Source organism: Hydrogenophaga sp. SNF1 (assembly GCF_034421675.1).
Classification (GTDB): Bacteria; Pseudomonadota; Gammaproteobacteria; order Burkholderiales; family Burkholderiaceae_C; genus Hydrogenophaga; species Hydrogenophaga borbori.
Genome location: NZ_CP139793.1, coordinates 1,176,589 through 1,194,215, shown reverse-complemented (window position 1 = coordinate 1,194,215; position 17,627 = coordinate 1,176,589). Strand labels below are relative to the sequence as shown.

General features: G+C 72.0%; 13 protein-coding genes. 5 read left to right on the top strand and 8 right to left on the bottom strand.

Annotation, left to right across the window (positions count from 1 at the left end; translation table 11 throughout):
• Nucleotide 1 precedes the first annotated feature (1 nt).
• Complete coding sequence (gene soxC / locus SOM08_RS05765) at nt 2–1,342, bottom strand: sulfite dehydrogenase (protein ID WP_322470237.1); 1,341 nt, start codon at nt 1,340–1,342, stop codon at nt 2–4.
• Between the two features lie 209 nt (nt 1,343–1,551).
• Here soxC and SOM08_RS05760 point away from each other — a divergent pair, with 209 nt between their 5' ends.
• The 3 genes from SOM08_RS05760 to SOM08_RS05750 all read left to right on the top strand — a co-directional run bounded on the left by SOM08_RS05760 (nt 1,552) and on the right by SOM08_RS05750 (nt 5,550).
• Nucleotides 1,552–1,854: a c-type cytochrome gene (locus SOM08_RS05760; protein ID WP_116958180.1), complete on the top strand. Its 303-nt coding sequence runs from the start codon at nt 1,552–1,554 to the stop codon at nt 1,852–1,854.
• Between the two features lie 11 nt (nt 1,855–1,865).
• Nucleotides 1,866–3,143, top strand: coding sequence for an NAD(P)/FAD-dependent oxidoreductase (locus SOM08_RS05755; protein ID WP_322470236.1), 1,278 nt, complete (start codon nt 1,866–1,868; stop codon nt 3,141–3,143).
• A gap of 118 nt (nt 3,144–3,261) precedes the next feature.
• On the top strand, nt 3,262–5,550 hold the full coding sequence (locus SOM08_RS05750) for a heavy metal translocating P-type ATPase (protein WP_322470235.1): 2,289 nt from the start codon (nt 3,262–3,264) through the stop codon (nt 5,548–5,550).
• Here SOM08_RS05750 and SOM08_RS05745 read toward each other — a convergent pair.
• The 3 genes from SOM08_RS05745 to SOM08_RS05735 form a co-directional block, all read right to left on the bottom strand.
• Nucleotides 5,544–6,578, bottom strand: a complete 1,035-nt coding sequence (locus SOM08_RS05745) for a hypothetical protein (RefSeq protein WP_322470690.1) — start codon at nt 6,576–6,578, stop codon at nt 5,544–5,546. The two genes, SOM08_RS05750 and SOM08_RS05745, sit on opposite strands and share 7 nt — an antisense overlap.
• Before the next feature lie 52 nt (nt 6,579–6,630).
• Entirely contained in the window at nt 6,631–8,679 is a 2,049-nt protein-coding gene (locus SOM08_RS05740) for a hypothetical protein (protein WP_322470234.1), read from the bottom strand.
• 504 nt (nt 8,680–9,183) lie between these two features.
• Nucleotides 9,184–9,927 carry a hypothetical protein gene (locus tag SOM08_RS05735; RefSeq protein WP_322470233.1) on the bottom strand — a complete coding sequence of 248 codons (744 nt, stop codon included), beginning with the start codon at nt 9,925–9,927 and terminating at the stop codon, nt 9,184–9,186.
• Nucleotides 9,928–9,969: 42 nt separating this feature from the next.
• On the opposite strand from SOM08_RS05735, the gene SOM08_RS05730 reads away from it, so the two are divergent.
• Nucleotides 9,970–12,234, top strand: a complete 2,265-nt coding sequence (locus SOM08_RS05730) for an ATP-dependent DNA helicase (protein WP_322470232.1) — start codon at nt 9,970–9,972, stop codon at nt 12,232–12,234.
• A gap of 12 nt (nt 12,235–12,246) precedes the next feature.
• Here the strand turns inward: SOM08_RS05730 and SOM08_RS05725 are convergent, their stop codons facing one another.
• Nucleotides 12,247–13,566 carry a hemolysin family protein gene (locus tag SOM08_RS05725; RefSeq protein WP_116958185.1) on the bottom strand — a complete coding sequence of 440 codons (1,320 nt, stop codon included), beginning with the start codon at nt 13,564–13,566 and terminating at the stop codon, nt 12,247–12,249.
• A 27-nt stretch (nt 13,567–13,593) separates the two neighbouring features.
• Here SOM08_RS05725 and SOM08_RS05720 point away from each other — a divergent pair, with 27 nt between their 5' ends.
• A complete protein-coding gene (locus tag SOM08_RS05720) occupies nt 13,594–14,427 on the top strand; it encodes a symmetrical bis(5'-nucleosyl)-tetraphosphatase (RefSeq protein ID WP_116958186.1) in 834 nt (277 codons plus the stop codon).
• 13 nt (nt 14,428–14,440) lie between these two features.
• Here the strand turns inward: SOM08_RS05720 and SOM08_RS05715 are convergent, their stop codons facing one another.
• From SOM08_RS05715 to dcd, 3 genes are all read right to left on the bottom strand, one after another.
• Nucleotides 14,441–15,910 carry a DEAD/DEAH box helicase gene (locus SOM08_RS05715; RefSeq protein ID WP_116958187.1) on the bottom strand — a complete coding sequence of 490 codons (1,470 nt, stop codon included), beginning with the start codon at nt 15,908–15,910 and terminating at the stop codon, nt 14,441–14,443.
• A 151-nt stretch (nt 15,911–16,061) separates the two neighbouring features.
• Nucleotides 16,062–16,949, bottom strand: a complete 888-nt coding sequence (locus SOM08_RS05710; RefSeq protein WP_322470231.1) for a neutral zinc metallopeptidase — start codon at nt 16,947–16,949, stop codon at nt 16,062–16,064.
• A gap of 61 nt (nt 16,950–17,010) precedes the next feature.
• Nucleotides 17,011–17,577 (bottom strand): dCTP deaminase, encoded by a 567-nt coding sequence (dcd, locus tag SOM08_RS05705; RefSeq protein ID WP_070398958.1) that lies wholly within the window; start codon nt 17,575–17,577, stop codon nt 17,011–17,013.
• Nucleotides 17,578–17,627: the final 50 nt, after the last annotated feature.

Genomic DNA, 17,627 nt, shown 5'->3' with positions numbered 1-17,627 from the left:
ATCAATACACCTGTACGTTCGACACTTCGCCGTTCTCCGCCACCCGCCACGACTGGATCGCGTTCTGGTGGTAGATCGAGCGCGAGCCACGCACCGCCCTCAGCTGGTTGATCTTGGGTTGCACGTAGCCGGTGCTGTCGATGGCCCGGCTTTGCAGCACGGCGGGCTTGCCGTCCCAGACCCAGTCGATGTTGAAGCGCGTGAGCGCCTTGTCCAGCACCGGGCCTTCCAGGCGCGCGGTGCGCCAGTTGCGCCCGCCGTCCACGCTCACGTCCACGCGCTTGATCGAGCCACGGCCCGACCAGGCCAGGCCGCTGACGTTGTAGTAGCCCTTGTCGAGCAGCATCTGCCCGCCCGAGGGCGTGGTGATCACGCTCTTGCACTCCTGGATGCCGGTGTACTGGCGGTGCGTGCCGTCCGGCATGAGGTCGATGTAGTGGATGGTCTCGTCCTTGGTGGCCCACTTCTGGTCGCCCACTTCCAGGCGACGCAGGTACTTCACCCAGCTCACGCCCTGGATGCCGGGCACCACCAGGCGCAGCGGATAGCCGTTCTCGGGGCGCAGCATCTCGCCGTTCATGGCCCAGGCGACGATGCAGTCTTCCATGGCGCGCTCCATGTCGATGGTGCGCGTCATCGACGAGCCATCGGCGCCCTCGGCCAGCACGTACTTGCCGAGCTTCTTGTCCACGCCGCACATCTCCAGCAGGGTGGACAGGCGCACGCCGGTGAACTCGGAGCAGCTCACCATGCCGTGCGTGTACTGCACGGACGGCAGGGCGACGTTGCCCCACTCGGGCGCCGAGTTCGCGCCGCATTCGATGAAGTGGATGCGCGAGACGCTGGGCAGGCGCATCAGGTCGTCCATGGTGAAGACGCGCGAGCGCTTGACCAGGCCATGCACCATGAGGCGGTGCTGGCTGGGGTCGATGTCCCACCAGCCCTGGTGGTGGCGCTCGAAATGCAGGCCGCTGGGCGTGATGATCCCGAACAGCCCCTGCAGCGGCGTGAAGCTCACCGAGGCCTGCGGCACGCGCGTGAGACCCGGGCTCTGGCGGCGCTGCAGGTTGGCTTCCCACTTGCTCGGCTGGCCATAGGGGTTGTCCGCCACCGGCCGGCCCAGGCCGCGGGTGTGCTCGGGCATCTTCAGGATGGCGGGGTCGCCTTCGCTCGCGCGCGCGCGAGGGGCGTGGCCCACGGCCACGGCGCCCGCGCCCATGGCCAGCGCCTTGCCCATGAAGCTGCGGCGCGCCTTGCGCGCGGCGTCGAGCTGGTTGGCGTCGAGGTGGTTTTCAGGGGCGGGCAGCACCCGTCCGATGGTGTGTTGCAGTGCGTCCGACACGATGCGTCCGTTCAGGGAGAGATCTCAGGGCCGCGACTATATCGTTAATTGCTGATATTTGGATGCGCGTAAACCCTTGATGCAATTCCCGACCCGCTGGTCTTCAATGCCCCTGTGCGACCCGCGCATACCGGTATCTGTTTTTCGAGGGAGGCCCGCTGCTACAGTTTTGGGTGCGCTTCCATCCCAACCCGCAATCGGAGACGACGATGCAAAGGACAACAAAATGGCTGGCGGCGGCGACCCTGCTCGCTGCCGCCGCCGGGGCCCAGGCCCAGGTCAACCAGATCAAGGTCTGGGCGGCGGCCTGCGCCAACTGCCATGGCACCGACGGCCGGGCCGAGCCCGGCATGATCGCCCTGGCCGGCCGGGACAAGAACGAGCTGCTGCAGCAGCTGCTGGCCTTCAAGAACGGCCAGCGGCCCGCGACCATCATGCACCAGCTGTCCAAGGGCTACAGCGACGAGCAGCTGGCCCAGATCGCCGCGTACTTCGCGGCCCAGAAGAAGTGAGGAGCCCCGCCATGAAACGTCGTCAATTCGTACAGACATTGGGCGCCGGCTCGGCGGTGGCCGGCCTGGGCCTGCTGGCGGGATGCGCCACCGGCGGCGGTGCCGGCCCCAAGGTGGTGGTGGTGGGCGGCGGCTACGGCGGCGCCACGGCCGCCAAGTACCTGCGCCTGTTCTCCGAAGGCCGCGTCGAGGTGACGCTGGTGGAGCCCAACGCCAACTTCGTGTCCTGCCCGCTGAGCAACCTGGTGGTGGGCGGCCACAAGACCCTGGCCGACATCACGGTGTCTTACGACCAGCTGCAGCGCAAGCACGGCGTGAAGCTGGTGCGCGACATGGTCGAGAGCATCGACCCCGACAAGCGCACCGTGAAGCTGGCCAGCGGCGCCACCCTGCCCTACGACCGGCTGATCCTCTCGCCCGGCGTGGACTTCATGCCCACCATCCCCGGCCTGGCCAAGCCCGGGGCGGCCGACAAGATCCTGCACGCCTGGAAGGCCGGCCCGCAAACGGCCGCGCTGCACGACCAGCTCAAGGCCCTGCCGGACGGCGGCACGTACGCGCTGTCGATCCCGCTGGCGCCCTACCGCTGCCCGCCCGGCCCCTACGAGCGCGCCTGCATGGTGGCGAGCTACTTCAAGGTGGCCAAGCCCAAGAGCAAGGTCATCATCTTCGACGCCAACGACGACATCACCTCCAAGAAGGGCCTGTTCCTCAAGGCCTGGGACGAGCACTACAAGGGCCTCATCGAATACCGCCCCAAGCACAAGGTGGTCGACGTGGACGCCGCCACCAACACCCTGAAGTTCGAGTTCAACGACGACTTCAAGGCCGGCGTGGCCAACGTGCTGCCCGACATGCGCGCCGGCGCCATCGCCGTCAAGAGCGGCCTGGCCACGGCCAACGCGCGCTGGTGCGAGGTGGACTTCCTCACCTTCGAATCGAAGGTGGCCAAGAACATCCACGTGCTGGGCGACGCGATCCAGATCGCGCCGGCCATGCCCAAATCGGGCCACATGGCCAACCAGCACGGCAAGACCTGCGCGGCCGCGGTGGTCTCGCTGCTGATGGGCCAGCAACCGCCGCAAAACCCGCTGTACGCCAACACCTGCTACAGCTTCGTCACCGCCAAGGACGTGGTGCACGTGGCCAGCGTGCACCGCTACGACGCCGCGCAGAAGACCATGCTGACGGTGCCGGGCTCGGGCGGCCTGTCCAGCGCGGCGAGCGAGATCGAAGGCGCCTACGCCCTCGGCTGGGCACGCAACATCTGGGCCGACATGCTGGCCTGATCCGCCAGCCCTCCCAGGAAACAACCCCGCTTCGGCGGGGTTTGTCCTTTCTGGCGGCGCGGGCTTGACCCTGTACCCGCTACAGGGATTTCAATCGGTGGACCGGAGAGCAACCACGATGTCCACCACCCGCCACGAACACGCGAACGACCCCCACGGCCACGATCACGGCCACGGTGGGCACGACCACAAGGAGAGCCACGACCACGACCACGACCACGGCCAGGCGCAGGCCTGCTGCGACGGCGCCGCCTGCGCCGCGCCGGTGTCGCTCACCCGCCCCCCGCGCGCCGCCGCGCCCGGCGAGCTGCTGCTGCGCATTCCCGCCATGGACTGCCCGACCGAGGAAGGCGAGATCCGCCGCGCGCTGGAGCGCTTCAGCGAGGTCCGCCGCCTGCACTTCGACCTGCCCGGCCGCACCCTGGGCATCGAGGCGCCCGAAGCGTCCTGGGAACCGCTGGACGCGGCCATCCGCTCGGCCGGCTTCCAGACCGAACGGGTCGCCGCGCCGCCCTCGGCGCAGGCCACCGCGCAATCGCAGCAGCGCGAGCTGTGGCGGCTGGTCGCCGCCCTGGTGGTGGCCCTGCTGTCCGAACTCATCGAATTCTTCGCCCCCGACACCCTGCCCTGGGAACTGCTGGGCATGGGCGTCGCGGCGGGCGCCATCGCGCTGGCCGGCACCTCGGTCTACCGCAAGGGCTGGTCGTCGCTGCGGCGCGGCCAGCTCAACATCAACGCGCTGATGGCGGTGGCCGTCACCGGCGCCTTCCTGATCGGCCAATGGCCCGAGGCGGCCATGGTGATGGCGCTGTACTCGCTGGCCGAGCTGATCGAGGCGCGCTCGGTGGAGCGCGCGCGCAACGCCATCGCCGGCCTGCTGGCCCTGTCGCCGCCCCAGGCGGAGGTGCGCCAGGCCGACGGCCAGTGGGCCCTGGTGGACGCGAAAACGGTGGCCGTGGGCGCCACCGTGCGCATCAAGCCCGGCGAACGCTTCGCGCTCGACGGCCGGGTCACCGCCGGCCACAGCGCGGCCGATCAGTCACCCATCACCGGCGAGAGCATCCCCGTGGACAAGGGCCCGGGCGACGAGGTTTTCGCCGGCACCATCAACCAGCACGGCGCGCTGGAGTTCGAGGTGGCCAAGCCCGCGGGCGACACCGTGCTGGCGCGCATCATCGACGCCGTCGAGCAGGCCCAGTCCAAGCGCGCGCCGACGCAGCGTTTCGTCGACCGCTTCGCGTCCGTCTACACGCCGGCGGTGTTCGTCATCGCGCTCGCCGTGGCGCTGAGCGGCCCGCTGCTGTTCGGCTGGCCCTGGCTGAGCGCCGTCTACAAGGCGCTGGTGCTGCTGGTCATCGCCTGCCCCTGCGCGCTGGTGATCTCCACCCCGGTGACCGTGGTGAGCGGCCTGGCGGCGGCGGCGCGCCGCGGCATCCTCATCAAGGGCGGCGTGTACCTGGAGGAGGCGCGCCGCCTGCGCGTGCTGGCCGTCGACAAGACGGGCACCCTCACCGAGGGCAAGCCGCGCCTGGTGGCGCAGGCCCTGCTGCCGGGCGCGCTGGCGCCCGAGCGGGTGCTGGCCATCGCGCGCGGCCTGGCGGCGCGCTCGGACCACCCGGTGTCCAAGGCCATCGCCGTCGGCCTCGACGGCCCCGCCGCGCCCGTCGAGGCCTTCGCCGCCGAGCCTGGCCGCGGCGTGCGCGGCCAGGTCGAGGGCCAGGCCTACGCGCTGGGCAACCACCGCTGGATGGAAGAGCGCCGGCAGTGCTCGCCCGAGCTGGAGGCGCTGATGCGCGAGCACGAGGCCCAGGGCCGCACCGTCACCCTGCTCGCGGGCGCCCAGGGCGTGCTCGCGCTGTTCGCGGTGGCCGACACCACCAAGGCCAGCAGCCGCGAGGCCATCCAGGCGCTGAACGCGCTGGGCATCGGCACGGTCATGCTCACCGGCGACAATCCGGCCACGGCCCAGGCCATCGCGGCCCAGGTGGGCATCGGCGAGGTGCGCGCCAATCTGCTGCCCCAGGACAAGCTCGAAGCCATCGAGGCCCTGCGCGCCCAGGGCGCCGTGGGCATGGTGGGCGACGGCATCAACGACGGCCCGGCGCTGAGCGCCGCCACCATCGGCTTCGGCATGGGCGGCGCGGGCAGCGACACCGCCATGGAAGCCGCCGACGTCATCGTCATGAACGACGACCTGCGCAAGCTGCCGGAGACGGTGCGCCTGTCCCGGCGCACGCACGCGGTGCTGTGGCAGAACATCGCGCTGGCGCTGGGCATCAAGTTCGTCTTCCTGCTGCTCGCGCTGTTCGACAACGCCACCATGTGGATGGCGGTGTTTGCCGACATGGGCGCCAGCCTGCTGGTGGTGTTCAACGGGCTGCGGCTGCTGCGGGCCAGGGCTCAGTAGCCGAAGAAGACCGCGCTGGAGGTGTCGACGTGGTGACCGCTCAGCAGGAGCTCCTTGCCGTCCCGCGTCATCGCGGTGGCCAGACCGAGCCACTGGTTGCCCAGGGGCGTGGGCGCCTTCAGCCGCGCCTTGAGCACCAGGGGCTGGCTGGCGTCGGGGTTCGCCACGAAGCAGTACGCCGCACCGGCGTCGGCCGGCGATTCGAGCGGCTGCGCGTCTTCCAGCGCGACCTCCGCCGCCCGCTGCAGGCCCTTGTGCTGGGCGCCGTCCTCGCTGGCCCCGACAAGCAGCTGCGGACCGTTGGCGCTCACCAGCGACACGCTGATGCCGAAGCGGTCGTTCGCGTGCGGCGTGTGCGCCAGCAGGACCGAGTGCTCGCTCCAGGCCGTGCCCTGGCGCCGGTACACGATCACCTGGCCCGCGGCGGAACGGATCGGGCCGCCGTCCTGCGGGTCGTAGCCCTTCTCGGCGTAGCCCACCGCCAGCCAGTCGCCGCCCGCGCCCATCGACACGGCGCCACCAAAGCCCCGGTAGGCGGGGGATGAGGGCGCGGGGTTGGGCGTGACTGGCGAGGACCGGTTGGCCTGCGGCGCAAAACCCGCCGCCAGCGGGTCCGGCTTGGCCGCGCCGGACCAGAGCCAGGCCAAGTCATAGATCAGCACGCCACCGGCCAGCTGCCCGTTGAAGGAGGCGCGCGGCGCGCCCACGGCGACCCGCTGGGCCGACTGGTCCGCCGTGAGGGCCGCACCGAAGAACACACCGGTCGACCCCGGCTGCACCGGCGGCTTGACATAGGCCTTGAAGCTGTACAGATCGCCGCTGGCCGCGTACGCGTACACCGCGCCGCGGTCTTCGGCGCTGCGGTCGTTCAGGGCGTCCGCCTCGGCCGTGCCGTAGCGGTAGGCGCCACCCTCCGCGCCGCCGTCCTCGTTGGGCGCGCCAACGATCAGCTGCCCCTCGTTGCCGATGGCGACCGCGGTGCCGAAGGCGTCCTTCGCCCCGGCATTGGGGGCCTTGATGCGCGCCACCAGGTTCCAGCCGCCGCCGCTGGCGTGTCGGTACACCTGCACCGCGCCCGAATCATTCACCGGCGCCGTGCCCGCGGGCGGGTTGGGGTTGACGCCGTCCAGGGCGGTCGGCGCGTCGTCGCCCGGTACGCCCACCGCGAGCCATTGCCCGTTGGCCGACAGGGCCACACTGGCGCCGAAATGGTCGAGCGCCGCGCCGTTCACCCGCGCCAGCGTGAGCGGCAGCGGCGACCAGGCGGCGCTGTCCACCGCGCGCTCGTACAGCAGCACCATGCCGCGCTCGCCATTGGCGCCCGGCAAGCCCACCGCCAGCACCTGCGCGGTGCCGCGCTGGCCGCTGGCCATGGCGCGCGCCACCTGGGTGCCATCGTCGACGTCGGCGGTGGCGGAGACGATGGCGCTGGCGAGGTCGCCGCTCACCACGGCGGTGCCCCTGCCCAGGGTGCAGCCGCTGGCGCCGCAGGCGGTGACGCGGTACCGGTGGGTGACCGCCTCCGCCAGGCTCAGGTTGGTGAAGGTGACCGGGGTCGCTGGCATTGCCCACGAAGCAGTAGGCCGCGCCGGCTTCCGCCAGCGATGCGATGTCCACGGGCACGATGTCCGCCGCGCGCATCAGGCCCTGGTGCGGGGCACCGTCTTCGGGCGTGCCGACCAGCAGCTGGGGCCCGTTGGCGCCATTGACCAGGGCCAGGCTGGAGCCGAAGCGGTCGTTGGCGCGCGGGGCCGGCGCCACCGGCGAGGAATGCCAGGTCCAGGCGTTGTTCTGGAACCGGTACACGGCCACCTGGCCCGCGTTCGCGGGCAGGGTCTGCCCGGTCTGCGGCACCAGGCCACCCTTCTCGGCGTAGCCGGCGGCCAGCCAGTTGCCGTCGGCGCTCATGGACAGGGCGCCGCCCAGGCCGCGGTAGGCGGGGGACAAAGGGCTGGTGCTGGCATCCACGCGGCGATCGCCCCCGGGGCCGACGGTTTGCAGCAGGTTCCACCGCGTCCAGGGAGGATCGGATGGCGGGGCCCACGACACGCTGTAGAACGCCACCCCCCCGGCGAGCGCGCCGTCGTAGGACGCGCGGGGCGCGCCCACGGCCACCCGCTGCCCGGTCGCGTCCATGGCGAGCGCGGCACCGAAGTACATCGACGACTGGGACGCATCGGTGACCAGGGGTTTCACATAGGCGTCAAAGGCATAGCCCTGCGCGGTGTTCGCGTAGGCGTACACCGCGCCCCGGTCCTGGATATTGGTGGGGCCATCGCCCAGTTCGGGTGAGTCGGCGGAGGACGGCTGGTACACGCCCGGGTCCGCCGCGCTGTCCTCGTTGGGCGCGCCCACGAGCAGGTGGCCCTGGTCGCTGATGGCCACGGCGGTGCCGAAGGCGTCGCCCGCCCCCGCGTTGAGGGCCTTGAAGCGGGCATGCGGTGTCCAGCCCTGGCCCGCCACGTACTGGTAGACCTGCACCGCGCCCGAATCCTGCACCTCGCGCGCCAGCGCCGAGGGCTGGGGGTTGACGCCCGTGCCCGCAGTGGCATGGTCGTCGCCCGGCACGCCCACCGCGAGCCAGAGCCCATGGGGCGACAGGGCCACGCTGGCGCCGAAGAAGTCACCCAAGGCCGCCTGCGGCAGCGACAGGGTCTGGACCTCGGTCCAGGCCCCGCCCTGCGGCAGGCGTTCGTAAACCTTGACCAGGCCCATGCCTTGGTTCGCCCCTGGCAGGCCCACGGCCAGCACATGCCGCACGACGTCCTGGTCGCGCAGGGCCGTGGCCATCACGCGCGCCCGGTTGCCGCCGGAGTCGTCCACCGGGTTGGACACGCTGTCGATCGAGGCGGCCAGATCGCCACTCACCGTGGCGAAGGCCGTGGCCAGGGTGGTGCCGTTGTCCGCCAACGCGCGGATGCGGTACCGGTGGTTCATGGCCTCGACGAGGCGCAGGTCGGTGAAGGTGTGCGACTGCGTCGGCGCCGCGGCGCCGGCCACGGCCGTCGAACCGAAGGTGTCGACACCGTCGGTGGCGTCGACGTCCCGGTCGATCCGGTAGTTGAAAGCGCCTGTGACCGCGGTCCAATCGAGCTTCAGGCCGCGCTGGGGCGCGGCCGTGATCGTCAAGGTGAAGGGGGTGGCGCCCGCACCAGAGCCGGGGTCGGGAAGGGGCGCGCTGCCCGAACCCGGCGGCGGCGCGGCCGGCGGTGTGCCGGCGGGCGGTGGTGCGGGGACGGGGGCCGGGGAGGGCGCCGGTGCAGGCGATGGGGATGGGGATGGGGATGGCGATGGCGATGGCGCGGGGCTGCCGCCCGGGGCCGGGCTGGGGCTTGTGCTGGGGCTCGCGGAGTTGCCCGATCCGCCACGGGTGCCGGCATCGCCCCCACCGCCCCCGCACGCGGTCACGGACACCAGCGCCATCGCCGCCGCGAACCACCCCATCGATCGACGCACCGTCTGCATGCCGCGCTCCCCAGGAAGCCGGGCCCGGGCACGCCCCCGCGGAAACGGCCGGGACGCGACCGGGCGGGCCCGCCACCCGGTCAGTCCACAAGGTAGCCAGCCGGGGCGCCCACGGGTATCCGCAGCCCGCCCGAGACCGCCCCGGCTGGACGGCCGACGGCACTATGGTCAGAGGCCCTGCTGGTCGGGTTCTTCGGCCCGCACAGGCGTGGCCTGCGCCAGGGCCAGCCACACGCCCAGCGGCAGCTGCGGCACCGCGCGGCGCGGCGCCTCGCGGCGCAGCTCCCAGCCACCGGCGGTGCCGGCGTCCACCAGCACGCCGCAGTCCTCGGGCACGTCGCGCTCGTCGCCCACGGGTCGGCCCTTGGCGTCGCGGCCCAGCACGTACCAGACCGCCCCCGCCATGCCCAGGTAGGCCGCGCGCTTGTCGGCCTTGCGCAGGTCGGACAGCAGGTCGGCGCGGCTCACCTTGATCTCGTGCACCACGGGCTCCAGCCAGTCGGTGCGCGAGCTGCGGCGGATCGAGTACACGTCCGGGCAGGCCACCACCCAGTCGCTGGCCAGCGGTGCGCCCTCGCGCGGCAGCGGCGCGCGCAGCGCCAGCCCGCACCAGGCCAGCCGGCCCGCGCGCGCCTGCTCCAGCGCCACGCGCTGCACCAGCGCCTCGTGCGCCGACAGCGCCGCGCGGTTGCGCGCGTAAATGCGCGCCAGCAAGGCGATGCCCTCGTCGCTCACGCGCAGGTGCTCGCGGCCCACGCCGTCGAAACAGCGCTGCAGGCAACCGGCCGCGATCAGCTCGACCTCGATGGCATCGTGGCAGGGCCAGCCGGCCGAGCGGTGCATCTCGCGCAGGCGCTGGTGGTGGCGCCGGGTCAGGGGCAGCGGCAGTGGCAACGGGGAAGGCTCGCTCACCGCGCCATTGTCCTTCCTGTCCTTCCGTATCATCCCCGCTCCGTGTCCGCCGAACCCGTCCCCGAGCCCCTGCGCGTCGCCGTGCGGCGCCTGTGCGACTTCGCGGCGCGCGCGGGCGACCTCGACCACCGCTTCACGCCAGCACCCAGCGCCTTCGAGGGCATCGCGGGCCACGCCAGCGTGGCCGCGCGCCGCCCCGCGCACTACCAGCGCGAGCGCACGCTCTCGGGCCTGTGCGAGGGCCTGCTGCTGCAGGGCCGAGCCGACGGCTACGACCCCCAGGCCCGCCGCCTCGACGAAACCAAGACCCACCGCGGCGACCCGGCCCTCATCGCGCCCAACCGCCAGGCCCTGCACTGGGCGCAGGCCCAGGTCTACGGCTGGCTGCTGTGCGAAGCCGAGGGCCTGGCATCGATCGAACTCGCGCTGGTCTACTACGACATCGACAGCGGCCATGAAACGGTGCACACGCGCCAGGCCACGCGCGAGGCCCTGCAGGCCTTCACGCAAGGCCTGTGCGCGCGCTACCGCGACTGGGCGCGGCAGGAAGCCGCGCACCGCCGCGCGCGCGACGCCGCGCTGGCCGCCACGCCCTTTCCCTTCCGCGACTACCGCGCCGGCCAGCGCGAACTCACCGAGGCGGTGTTTCGCGCCCAGCGCGCGGGCCGCCACCTGCTGGCGCAGGCGCCCACCGGCATCGGCAAGACCGTGGCCACGCTCTTCGGTGCGCTGCGCGCCATGCCGCTGGTGCGCAGCGACCAGCTGCTGGTGCTCACGCCCAAGACCACCGGCCGCGCCATCGCCCTCGACGGCCTGCGCCGGCTGAAGGCCCAGCCGCTGCGCGTGCTGGAGCGCCTGGCGCGCGAAAAGGCCTGCGAGCACCCCGACAAGGCCTGCCACGGCGAGTCCTGCCCGCTCGCGCAGGGCTTCTACGACCGCCTGGACGGTGCGCGCCAGGCCGCCGTGCGGCGCGCCTGGCTGGACCGCGAGGCCCTGCGCGACATCGCGCTGGCGCACCGCATCTGCCCCTACTACCTCGCCCAGGAAATGCAGCGCTGGGCCGACGTGGTGGTGGGCGACGTGAACCACTGGTTCGACCTCAGCGCCCAGGCCTGGTCGCTCGCCCAGGCCGAGGGCTGGCGCGTGCAGCTGCTGCTCGACGAAGCCCACAACCTCGCCGAGCGCGCGCGCGCCATGTACAGCGCCGAGCTGGACCCGCTGCGCTTCGGCGCCTGGCGCGCGCAGGCACCGCAGGCGCTGAAATCCAGCCTGGACGCGGTGCACCGCGCCTGGGGCGCGCTGGCCCTGGACGGGCCCGGCACCACCACGCTCGACGACGCCCTGCCCGCCGCCTTCATGGCCACCCTGGGCCGCCACGCCGCCACCCTCAGCGACTTCATGGCGCGCCACCCGCAGGCCGCCGCCGCGCTGCAGCCTTGGCTGTTCGAGGCCCTGCACTTCCTGCGCGTGGCCGAGCGCTTCGGCGCGCATTCGGTGGTGGAGCGATCGCCCGGCCCGCCCGCGCGGCGCGGCAAGCCGCGCCCGCGCCTGGCGCTGCGCTGCCTGCTGCCGGCCGAGCTGCTCGCACCGCGCTGGGCCGGCGCGCACGCGGCCACGCTGTTCTCGGCCACGCTGGCGCCCATGGCGCATACCCAGCGCCTGCTCGGCCTGCCCGACCCCGTGGCGCGGCTCGACGTGGCCTCGCCCTTCGATCCGGCTCAGTGGTCGGTGCGCGTGGCGCACGGCCTGTCCACGCGCTGGGCCGACCGCGCGCGCACCCTGCCGCGCCTGGTGGACGAACTTGGCGCGCACTACCGCGCGCACCCGGGCAACCACCTGGCCTTCTTCAGCAGCTTCGACTACCTCACGCAGGCGCTGGAGGCGTTTCGCGCCGTCCTGCCCGACGTGCCCGTGTGGTCCCAGTCGCGCAGCATGGACGAGGCCGCGCGAGAGGCCTTCATCGCGCGCTTCGTCGAAGGGGGTCGGGGCATGGGCTTCGCGGTGCTGGGCGGCGTGTTCGGCGAGGGCATCGACCTGCCCGGCTCGCGCCTGGTGGGCGTGAGCATCGCCACCCTGGGCCTGCCGCCGCCCGACCCCTTGAGCGAGGCCCTGCGCGAGCGCCTGCAGCGGGCCGGCGCCCAGGGCTGGGCCGACGCCTACCTTTACCCCGGCCTGCACAAGGTGGTGCAGGCCGCCGGCCGCCTGATCCGCACGCCCGAGGACCGCGGCACGCTGCTGCTGCTCGACGAGCGCTTCGCCAGCCCCGAGGTGCGCGCGCTGCTGCCGCCTTGGTGGGGCGTGGCCTGAAGCGGTCGCGGATCAGCCGTCCAGGCGCGCGTCGGGCGCTTCGGCATCGTCCGGCGGCAGCGGGGTCACCCGCACGCGCGCGATGCGCCGGCCGTCCAGTTCCACCACCTCGAAGCGCCAGCCCGCGCCGTCCACGTGCTGCCCCTGGTGCAGCAGCTCGCCGGCCATGGAGTGCATCAGCCCCGCCACGGTGGCGTAGCGGCCCCGGTCCTCGTCGGGCAGCGCGTCGATCTCCAGCCTCGACTTCAGCTCGGCCACCGGCATCGCGCCGTCCACCTGCCAGCTGCCGTCCTCGCAAGGGTGCGCCCAGGCGTCCACCGGCTGCTCGGGCGAGAGCTCGCCCGTGATCGCCTCCAACATGTCCAGCGGCGTCAGCAGGCCCTGCACCACGCCGTACTCGTCCACCACGAAGGCCATGCGCGTGGCCCGCGCGCGGAACTGCTCCAGCAGTTCCATGCCGGTGAGCGTCTCGGGCACGAACACCGCCGGCTGCGCGAGCGGGCCCACCGGCCCCCGCTCGCCCCCGGCCTGCAGGGCCAGCAGGCGCGGCACGTGGATCACGCCCACCACGTCCTCCAGCCCGCCGCGGCACACCGGGTACCAGGAGTGCCCCGAGGCCGCGGCCTGGCGCACCGCGTCGTCCACGCCGATCGCCGCATCCAGCCATTCGATGTCCGAGGCCCGCACCATGATGGAGGTGAGCAGGCGCTCGTCCAGGCCGAACACGTTGCGCACCATGCGGTGCTCCTGCGCTTCGATGATGCCGGCGTCCACGCCCTCGGCCAGGCTGGCCTGGATCTCTTCTTCCGTGACCACCTGCGCGGCGCTGTTGTCCACGCGCAGGGCCTTCAGCACCCCCTGGGTGGTGTGCGTCAGCAACCACACGAAGGGCTTGGCGCCGCGCGCCACCGCCGCCATGGGCCGCGAGACCCAGCGCGCCACGGCCTCGGGGTAGAGCTGGCCGATGCGCTTGGGCACCAGTTCACCGAACACGATGGTGATGAAGGTGATGACCGTGACCACCAGCGCCGTGGCCAGCACGCCGGCCACGCTGCCCTTGAGGCCCAGCGACTGGAACCACAGGCCCAGGTCGTCGCTGAACGCCGCCTCGCCCACGATGCCGTTGAGCATGCCGATGGAAGTGATGCCCACCTGCACCGAGGACAGGAATTGCGTGGGGTTGTCGAGCAGGTCGAGCGCGGTGCGCGCGCCCTTGTCGCCGGCCTCGGCCATGGCCGCCAGGCGGGCCTTGCGGCTGGACGCCAGCGCGAGCTCGGACATCGCGAAAGCGCCGTTGAGCAGCGTCAGGAAAACGATGAGGACGGTATCCATGGCAGGGGGGGTACCCATAATCGGGCGATGGCAATTTATCTCATCGGCGATGTGCAGGGCTGTGACGAGCCCCTGGGCCGCCTGCTCGAGCTCGTGGACTTCTCGCCCAGCCGCGACCGCCTCGTGGTGCTGGGCGACCTCATCAACCGCGGCCCCGCCTCGCTCGCCGCGCTGCGCCGGCTGATCGCGCTCGGCGGCAGCGGCCAGTGCCTGCTGGGCAACCACGACCTGCACCTGCTCGCGGTCTCGCAGGGCGTGCGCCGGCCGCACCGCGTGGACACCATCGGCGACATCCTGGCCGCGACCGACCGCGAAGCCCTGCTCGACTGGCTGCGCCAGCGCCCCCTGGCCCTGATGGAGCGGGGCTGGCTGCTGGTGCACGCCGGCGTGCTGCCGCAGTGGGACGCGGCCGAGGCGCTGCAGCTCGCGCACGAGGTGGAAACCGTGCTGCAGTCCCCCGACTGGGGCGGCTTCCTGCACCAGATGTACGGCAACCAGCCCGCGCGCTGGCACGAGGCCCTGCAGGGCAGCGACCGCCTGCGCGTGATCGTCAACGCCTTCACGCGGCTGCGCTTCTGCACGCCCGAGGGCGAGATGGAGTTCGAGACCAAGGACGGCGCGGGCGCCGCGCCCGAGGGCCATCTGCCCTGGTTCGAGGTGCCCGGCCGCCGCACCGCGGACACCCCCGTGGCCTTCGGCCATTGGTCCACCCTGCGCGGCGTGCACCGGCCGCACCTGCTGGCGCTGGACACGGGCTGCGTATGGGGCGGCTGCCTCACGGCCGCACGGTTGGGTGCGTCGCCGGATGAGCTGGAGCGCTTCGAGGTGAAGTGTCCCCAGGCGCAGCGCCCGGGGCGGTGAGGGCCCGGTCCGGTCAGGACGCGGCCGGCGGCGGCGGCGCGCTGGACTTGAACAGCGCCGGCACCTTGCGCCGCTGCTTGATGTTGGGCGACAGGCCCTTGGGCGCGTTCGCGCGCTGCGCGGTTTCCCACTGCGGCGGCGTATCGCCGGCCGGCTTGGCCTCGTAAGGCTGGTCGAAGAAGGGGTCGGCCGGCGCGCGCGCCACACGCGGGGCCGGCGCACGGGCGCCGCGCGATTCACGCGGTTCACGGGCCTCGCGGTTGTCGCGGCCTTCGCGCCCCGACTCCTCGCGCTGCCAGGCGCGCTGGCCGTCGTTGAAGCGGCCCGCGGGGCGGCGGTCCTGCTCCAGCTCCAGCGCCTCGATCTCCAGCTTCTTGCCCAGCAGCTTTTCCAGTTCGCCCACCAGGCGCGCGTCGCGGCCCGAGACGAAGGACACCGCCAGGCCGGAGGCGCCCGCGCGGCCGGTGCGGCCGATGCGGTGCACGTAGTCCTCGGCGTTGAACGGGATATCGAAGTTGAACACCGCCGGCACGTCCTTGATGTCGAGTCCGCGCGCGGCCACGTCGGTACAGACGAGCAGATCGACGTTGCCCTGCTTGAAGGCGTCGAGTGCCTTCAGGCGCTCGTCCTGGCTCTTGTCGCCGTGCAGCGCGGCGGTGTTCAGGCCGTCGCGCTCCAGCGAGCGCGCCAGGCGCGCGCAGCCGAGCTTGCTGTTGACGAAAACGAAGGCCTGCTTGAGCCCGCGCTCGCGCAGGATCTGGCGCAGCGTGCCGCGCTTGTCGTCGTCGTCGACGCGGTAGAAGTGCTGCTCGACCGTGGAGGCCGTGGCGTTGGAACGCGCCACCTCCACCGTGATGGGGTCCTGCAGGTAGCTGCTGGCCAGGCGCTTGATCTCGGGCGAGAAGGTGGCCGAGAACAGCAGCGTGGTGCGTTGCTTGGGCAGGTAGCTCAGGATGCGCTGCAGGTCGGGCAGGAAGCCGATGTCGAGCATGCGGTCGGCCTCGTCGAGCACCACGTACTCGACCTGATTGAGCACGCAGTTCTTGGCCTCGATATGGTCCAGCAGGCGCCCCGGCGTGGCCACCAGCACCTCCACGCCCTTCTTCAGCTCCAGGGTCTGGGGCTTCATGTCCATGCCGCCGAACACCACGGTGCTGCGCAGCTGCGTGTACTTGGCGTAGAGCTTGACCTGCTCGGCCACCTGGTCGGCCAGCTCGCGCGTGGGCAGCAGCACCAGGGCGCGCACGGGGTGGCGCGCGGGCGAGGTGGAGGCGTTCTCGTGCTTGAGCAGGCGCTGCAGCAGCGGCAGGGAGAAGGCGGCGGTTTTGCCGGTGCCGGTCTGGGCCGCGCCCATCACGTCGCGACCGGTGAGCACCTGAGGGATGGCCTGCGCCTGGATGGGCGTCATGGTCTCGTAGCCCATTTCGGCCACGGCCTTCGCGAGCGCGGGCGCGAGGTTGAGTTCGGAGAAGCTTTGGGTCATGTCGGGAGCGCCGGGGTGGCGGTAAGCCCTCTATTGTCGCACCCGCGCTACAACCCCGCCCGGTACCCATCCAGAGGTGCCACGGAACCGGCTTTGCCGGGCCGTCGGCGCCGCCCCCTTGAGGGGGTCGCGCGAAGCGCGGCGGGGGTGCTCAAAGTGATGCCGCCTTGAAGGTGTCGCAGGCACGCACATCGCCCGTCTGCAGGCCCTTCTGGAACCAGCGCTGGCGCTGGTCGCTGGTGCCATGGGTGAAGCTGTCGGGCACCACGTGGCCCTGGCTCTTCCTCTGCAGCGCGTCGTCGCCGATGGCCGCCGCCGCATTGAGCGCCTCCTCGACGTCGCCGGGCTCGAGGATCTGGCCCTGCTGGTGGTTGTGGTTCGCCCAGATGCCCGCGAAGCAATCGGCCTGCAGCTCCAGGCGCACCGACAGCGCGTTGTACTCGCGCTCGCTCATGCGCGCGCGGGCCTTCTCCATCTGGTCGGTGATGCCCATGAGGTTCTGCACGTGGTGGCCCACCTCGTGGGCGATCACGTAGGCCTGGGCGAAGTCGCCGGGTGCGCCGAGCTGGCGGCGCAGGGTGTCGTAGAAGCTGAGGTCGATGTAGACCTTCTGGTCCGCCGGGCAGTAGAACGGCCCCATGGCCGACTGCCCGGTGCCGCAGGCCGTGGGCGTGGCGCCGCGGAACAGCACCAGGCGCGGCTTCTGGTACTGGGCGTTGGCGGCCTGGAAGATCGCGCCCCAGGCGTCCTCGGTGCCGCCGAGCACGGCGGCCACGAAGCGGCCCGACTCGTCGCTCGGCGCGCCGGCCTGGCCCTGCGGCGCCTCCATGGGCGCGGGGGCCTGCAGGCCCCCGCCGTCCAGGGCACCCAGGATGGTGAGCGGGTTGATCCCGAACACCCAGCCGGCCACCAGCGCGATGGCGATCGTGCCGAGGCCGATGCCCCGGCCGCCGCCGATGCGCGGCAGGCGCCCCCCTCCGCCCGGGCTGTCGCGCCGGTCCTCGATCTGGTCCGACTGCCGGTTGTTTTCCCATTTCATCGCCAAGCTCCTTCACCCGCCGCGCGGGCCTGCTCGCGATGGTACGGCCAGCGGCCGCGAATCAGGCCTTGGGCAGGGTCACGCCCACCTGGCCCTGGTACTTGCCGCCCCGGTCCTTGTAGGACACGTCGCAGACCTCGTCGCTTTCGAAGAACAGCACCTGGGCGCAGCCCTCGCCCGCGTAGATCTTGGCCGGCAGCGGCGTGGTGTTGCTGAATTCCAGCGTCACGTAGCCCTCCCACTCGGGCTCGAAGGGCGTGACGTTGACGATGATCCCGCAGCGCGCGTAGGTGCTTTTGCCCAGGCAGATGGTGAGCACGTTGCGCGGGATGCGGAAGTACTCCAGCGTGCGCGCCAGGGCGAAGCTGTTGGGCGGGATGACGCAGACGTCCTTGTTGACGTCGACGAAGCTGTTCTCGTCGAAGTTCTTCGGGTCCACCACCGTGCTGTGGATGTTGGTGAACACCTTGAATTCGGGCGCGCAGCGGATGTCGTAGCCGTAGCTGCTGGTGCCGTAGCTGATGACGCGCTTGCCGTCGACCTGGCGGACCTGCCCGGGCTCGAAGGGTTCGATCAGGCCGTGCTGCTCGGCCATGCGGCGGATCCACTTGTCGCTCTTGATGCTCATGGGCGGCGATTGTAGGCAGCGCCCCCACCGCTTTCCTCAGCCATTTTTCT

Bases quoted from the DNA above. Each gene is read 5' to 3' on its own strand.
- SOM08_RS05760 (WP_116958180.1), top strand. From the start codon at position 1,552: ATGCAAAGGACAACAAAATGGCTGGCGGCGGCGACCCTGCTCGCTGCC.
- SOM08_RS05755 (WP_322470236.1), top strand. From the start codon at position 1,866: ATGAAACGTCGTCAATTCGTACAGACATTGGGCGCCGGCTCGGCGGTG.
- SOM08_RS05750 (WP_322470235.1), top strand. From the start codon at position 3,262: ATGTCCACCACCCGCCACGAACACGCGAACGACCCCCACGGCCACGAT.
- SOM08_RS05725 (WP_116958185.1), bottom strand. From the start codon at position 13,566: ATGGATACCGTCCTCATCGTTTTCCTGACGCTGCTCAACGGCGCTTTC.
- SOM08_RS05720 (WP_116958186.1), top strand. From the start codon at position 13,594: ATGGCAATTTATCTCATCGGCGATGTGCAGGGCTGTGACGAGCCCCTG.
- SOM08_RS05715 (WP_116958187.1), bottom strand. From the start codon at position 15,910: ATGACCCAAAGCTTCTCCGAACTCAACCTCGCGCCCGCGCTCGCGAAG.
- SOM08_RS05710 (WP_322470231.1), bottom strand. From the start codon at position 16,949: ATGAAATGGGAAAACAACCGGCAGTCGGACCAGATCGAGGACCGGCGC.
- dcd (WP_070398958.1), bottom strand. From the start codon at position 17,577: ATGAGCATCAAGAGCGACAAGTGGATCCGCCGCATGGCCGAGCAGCAC.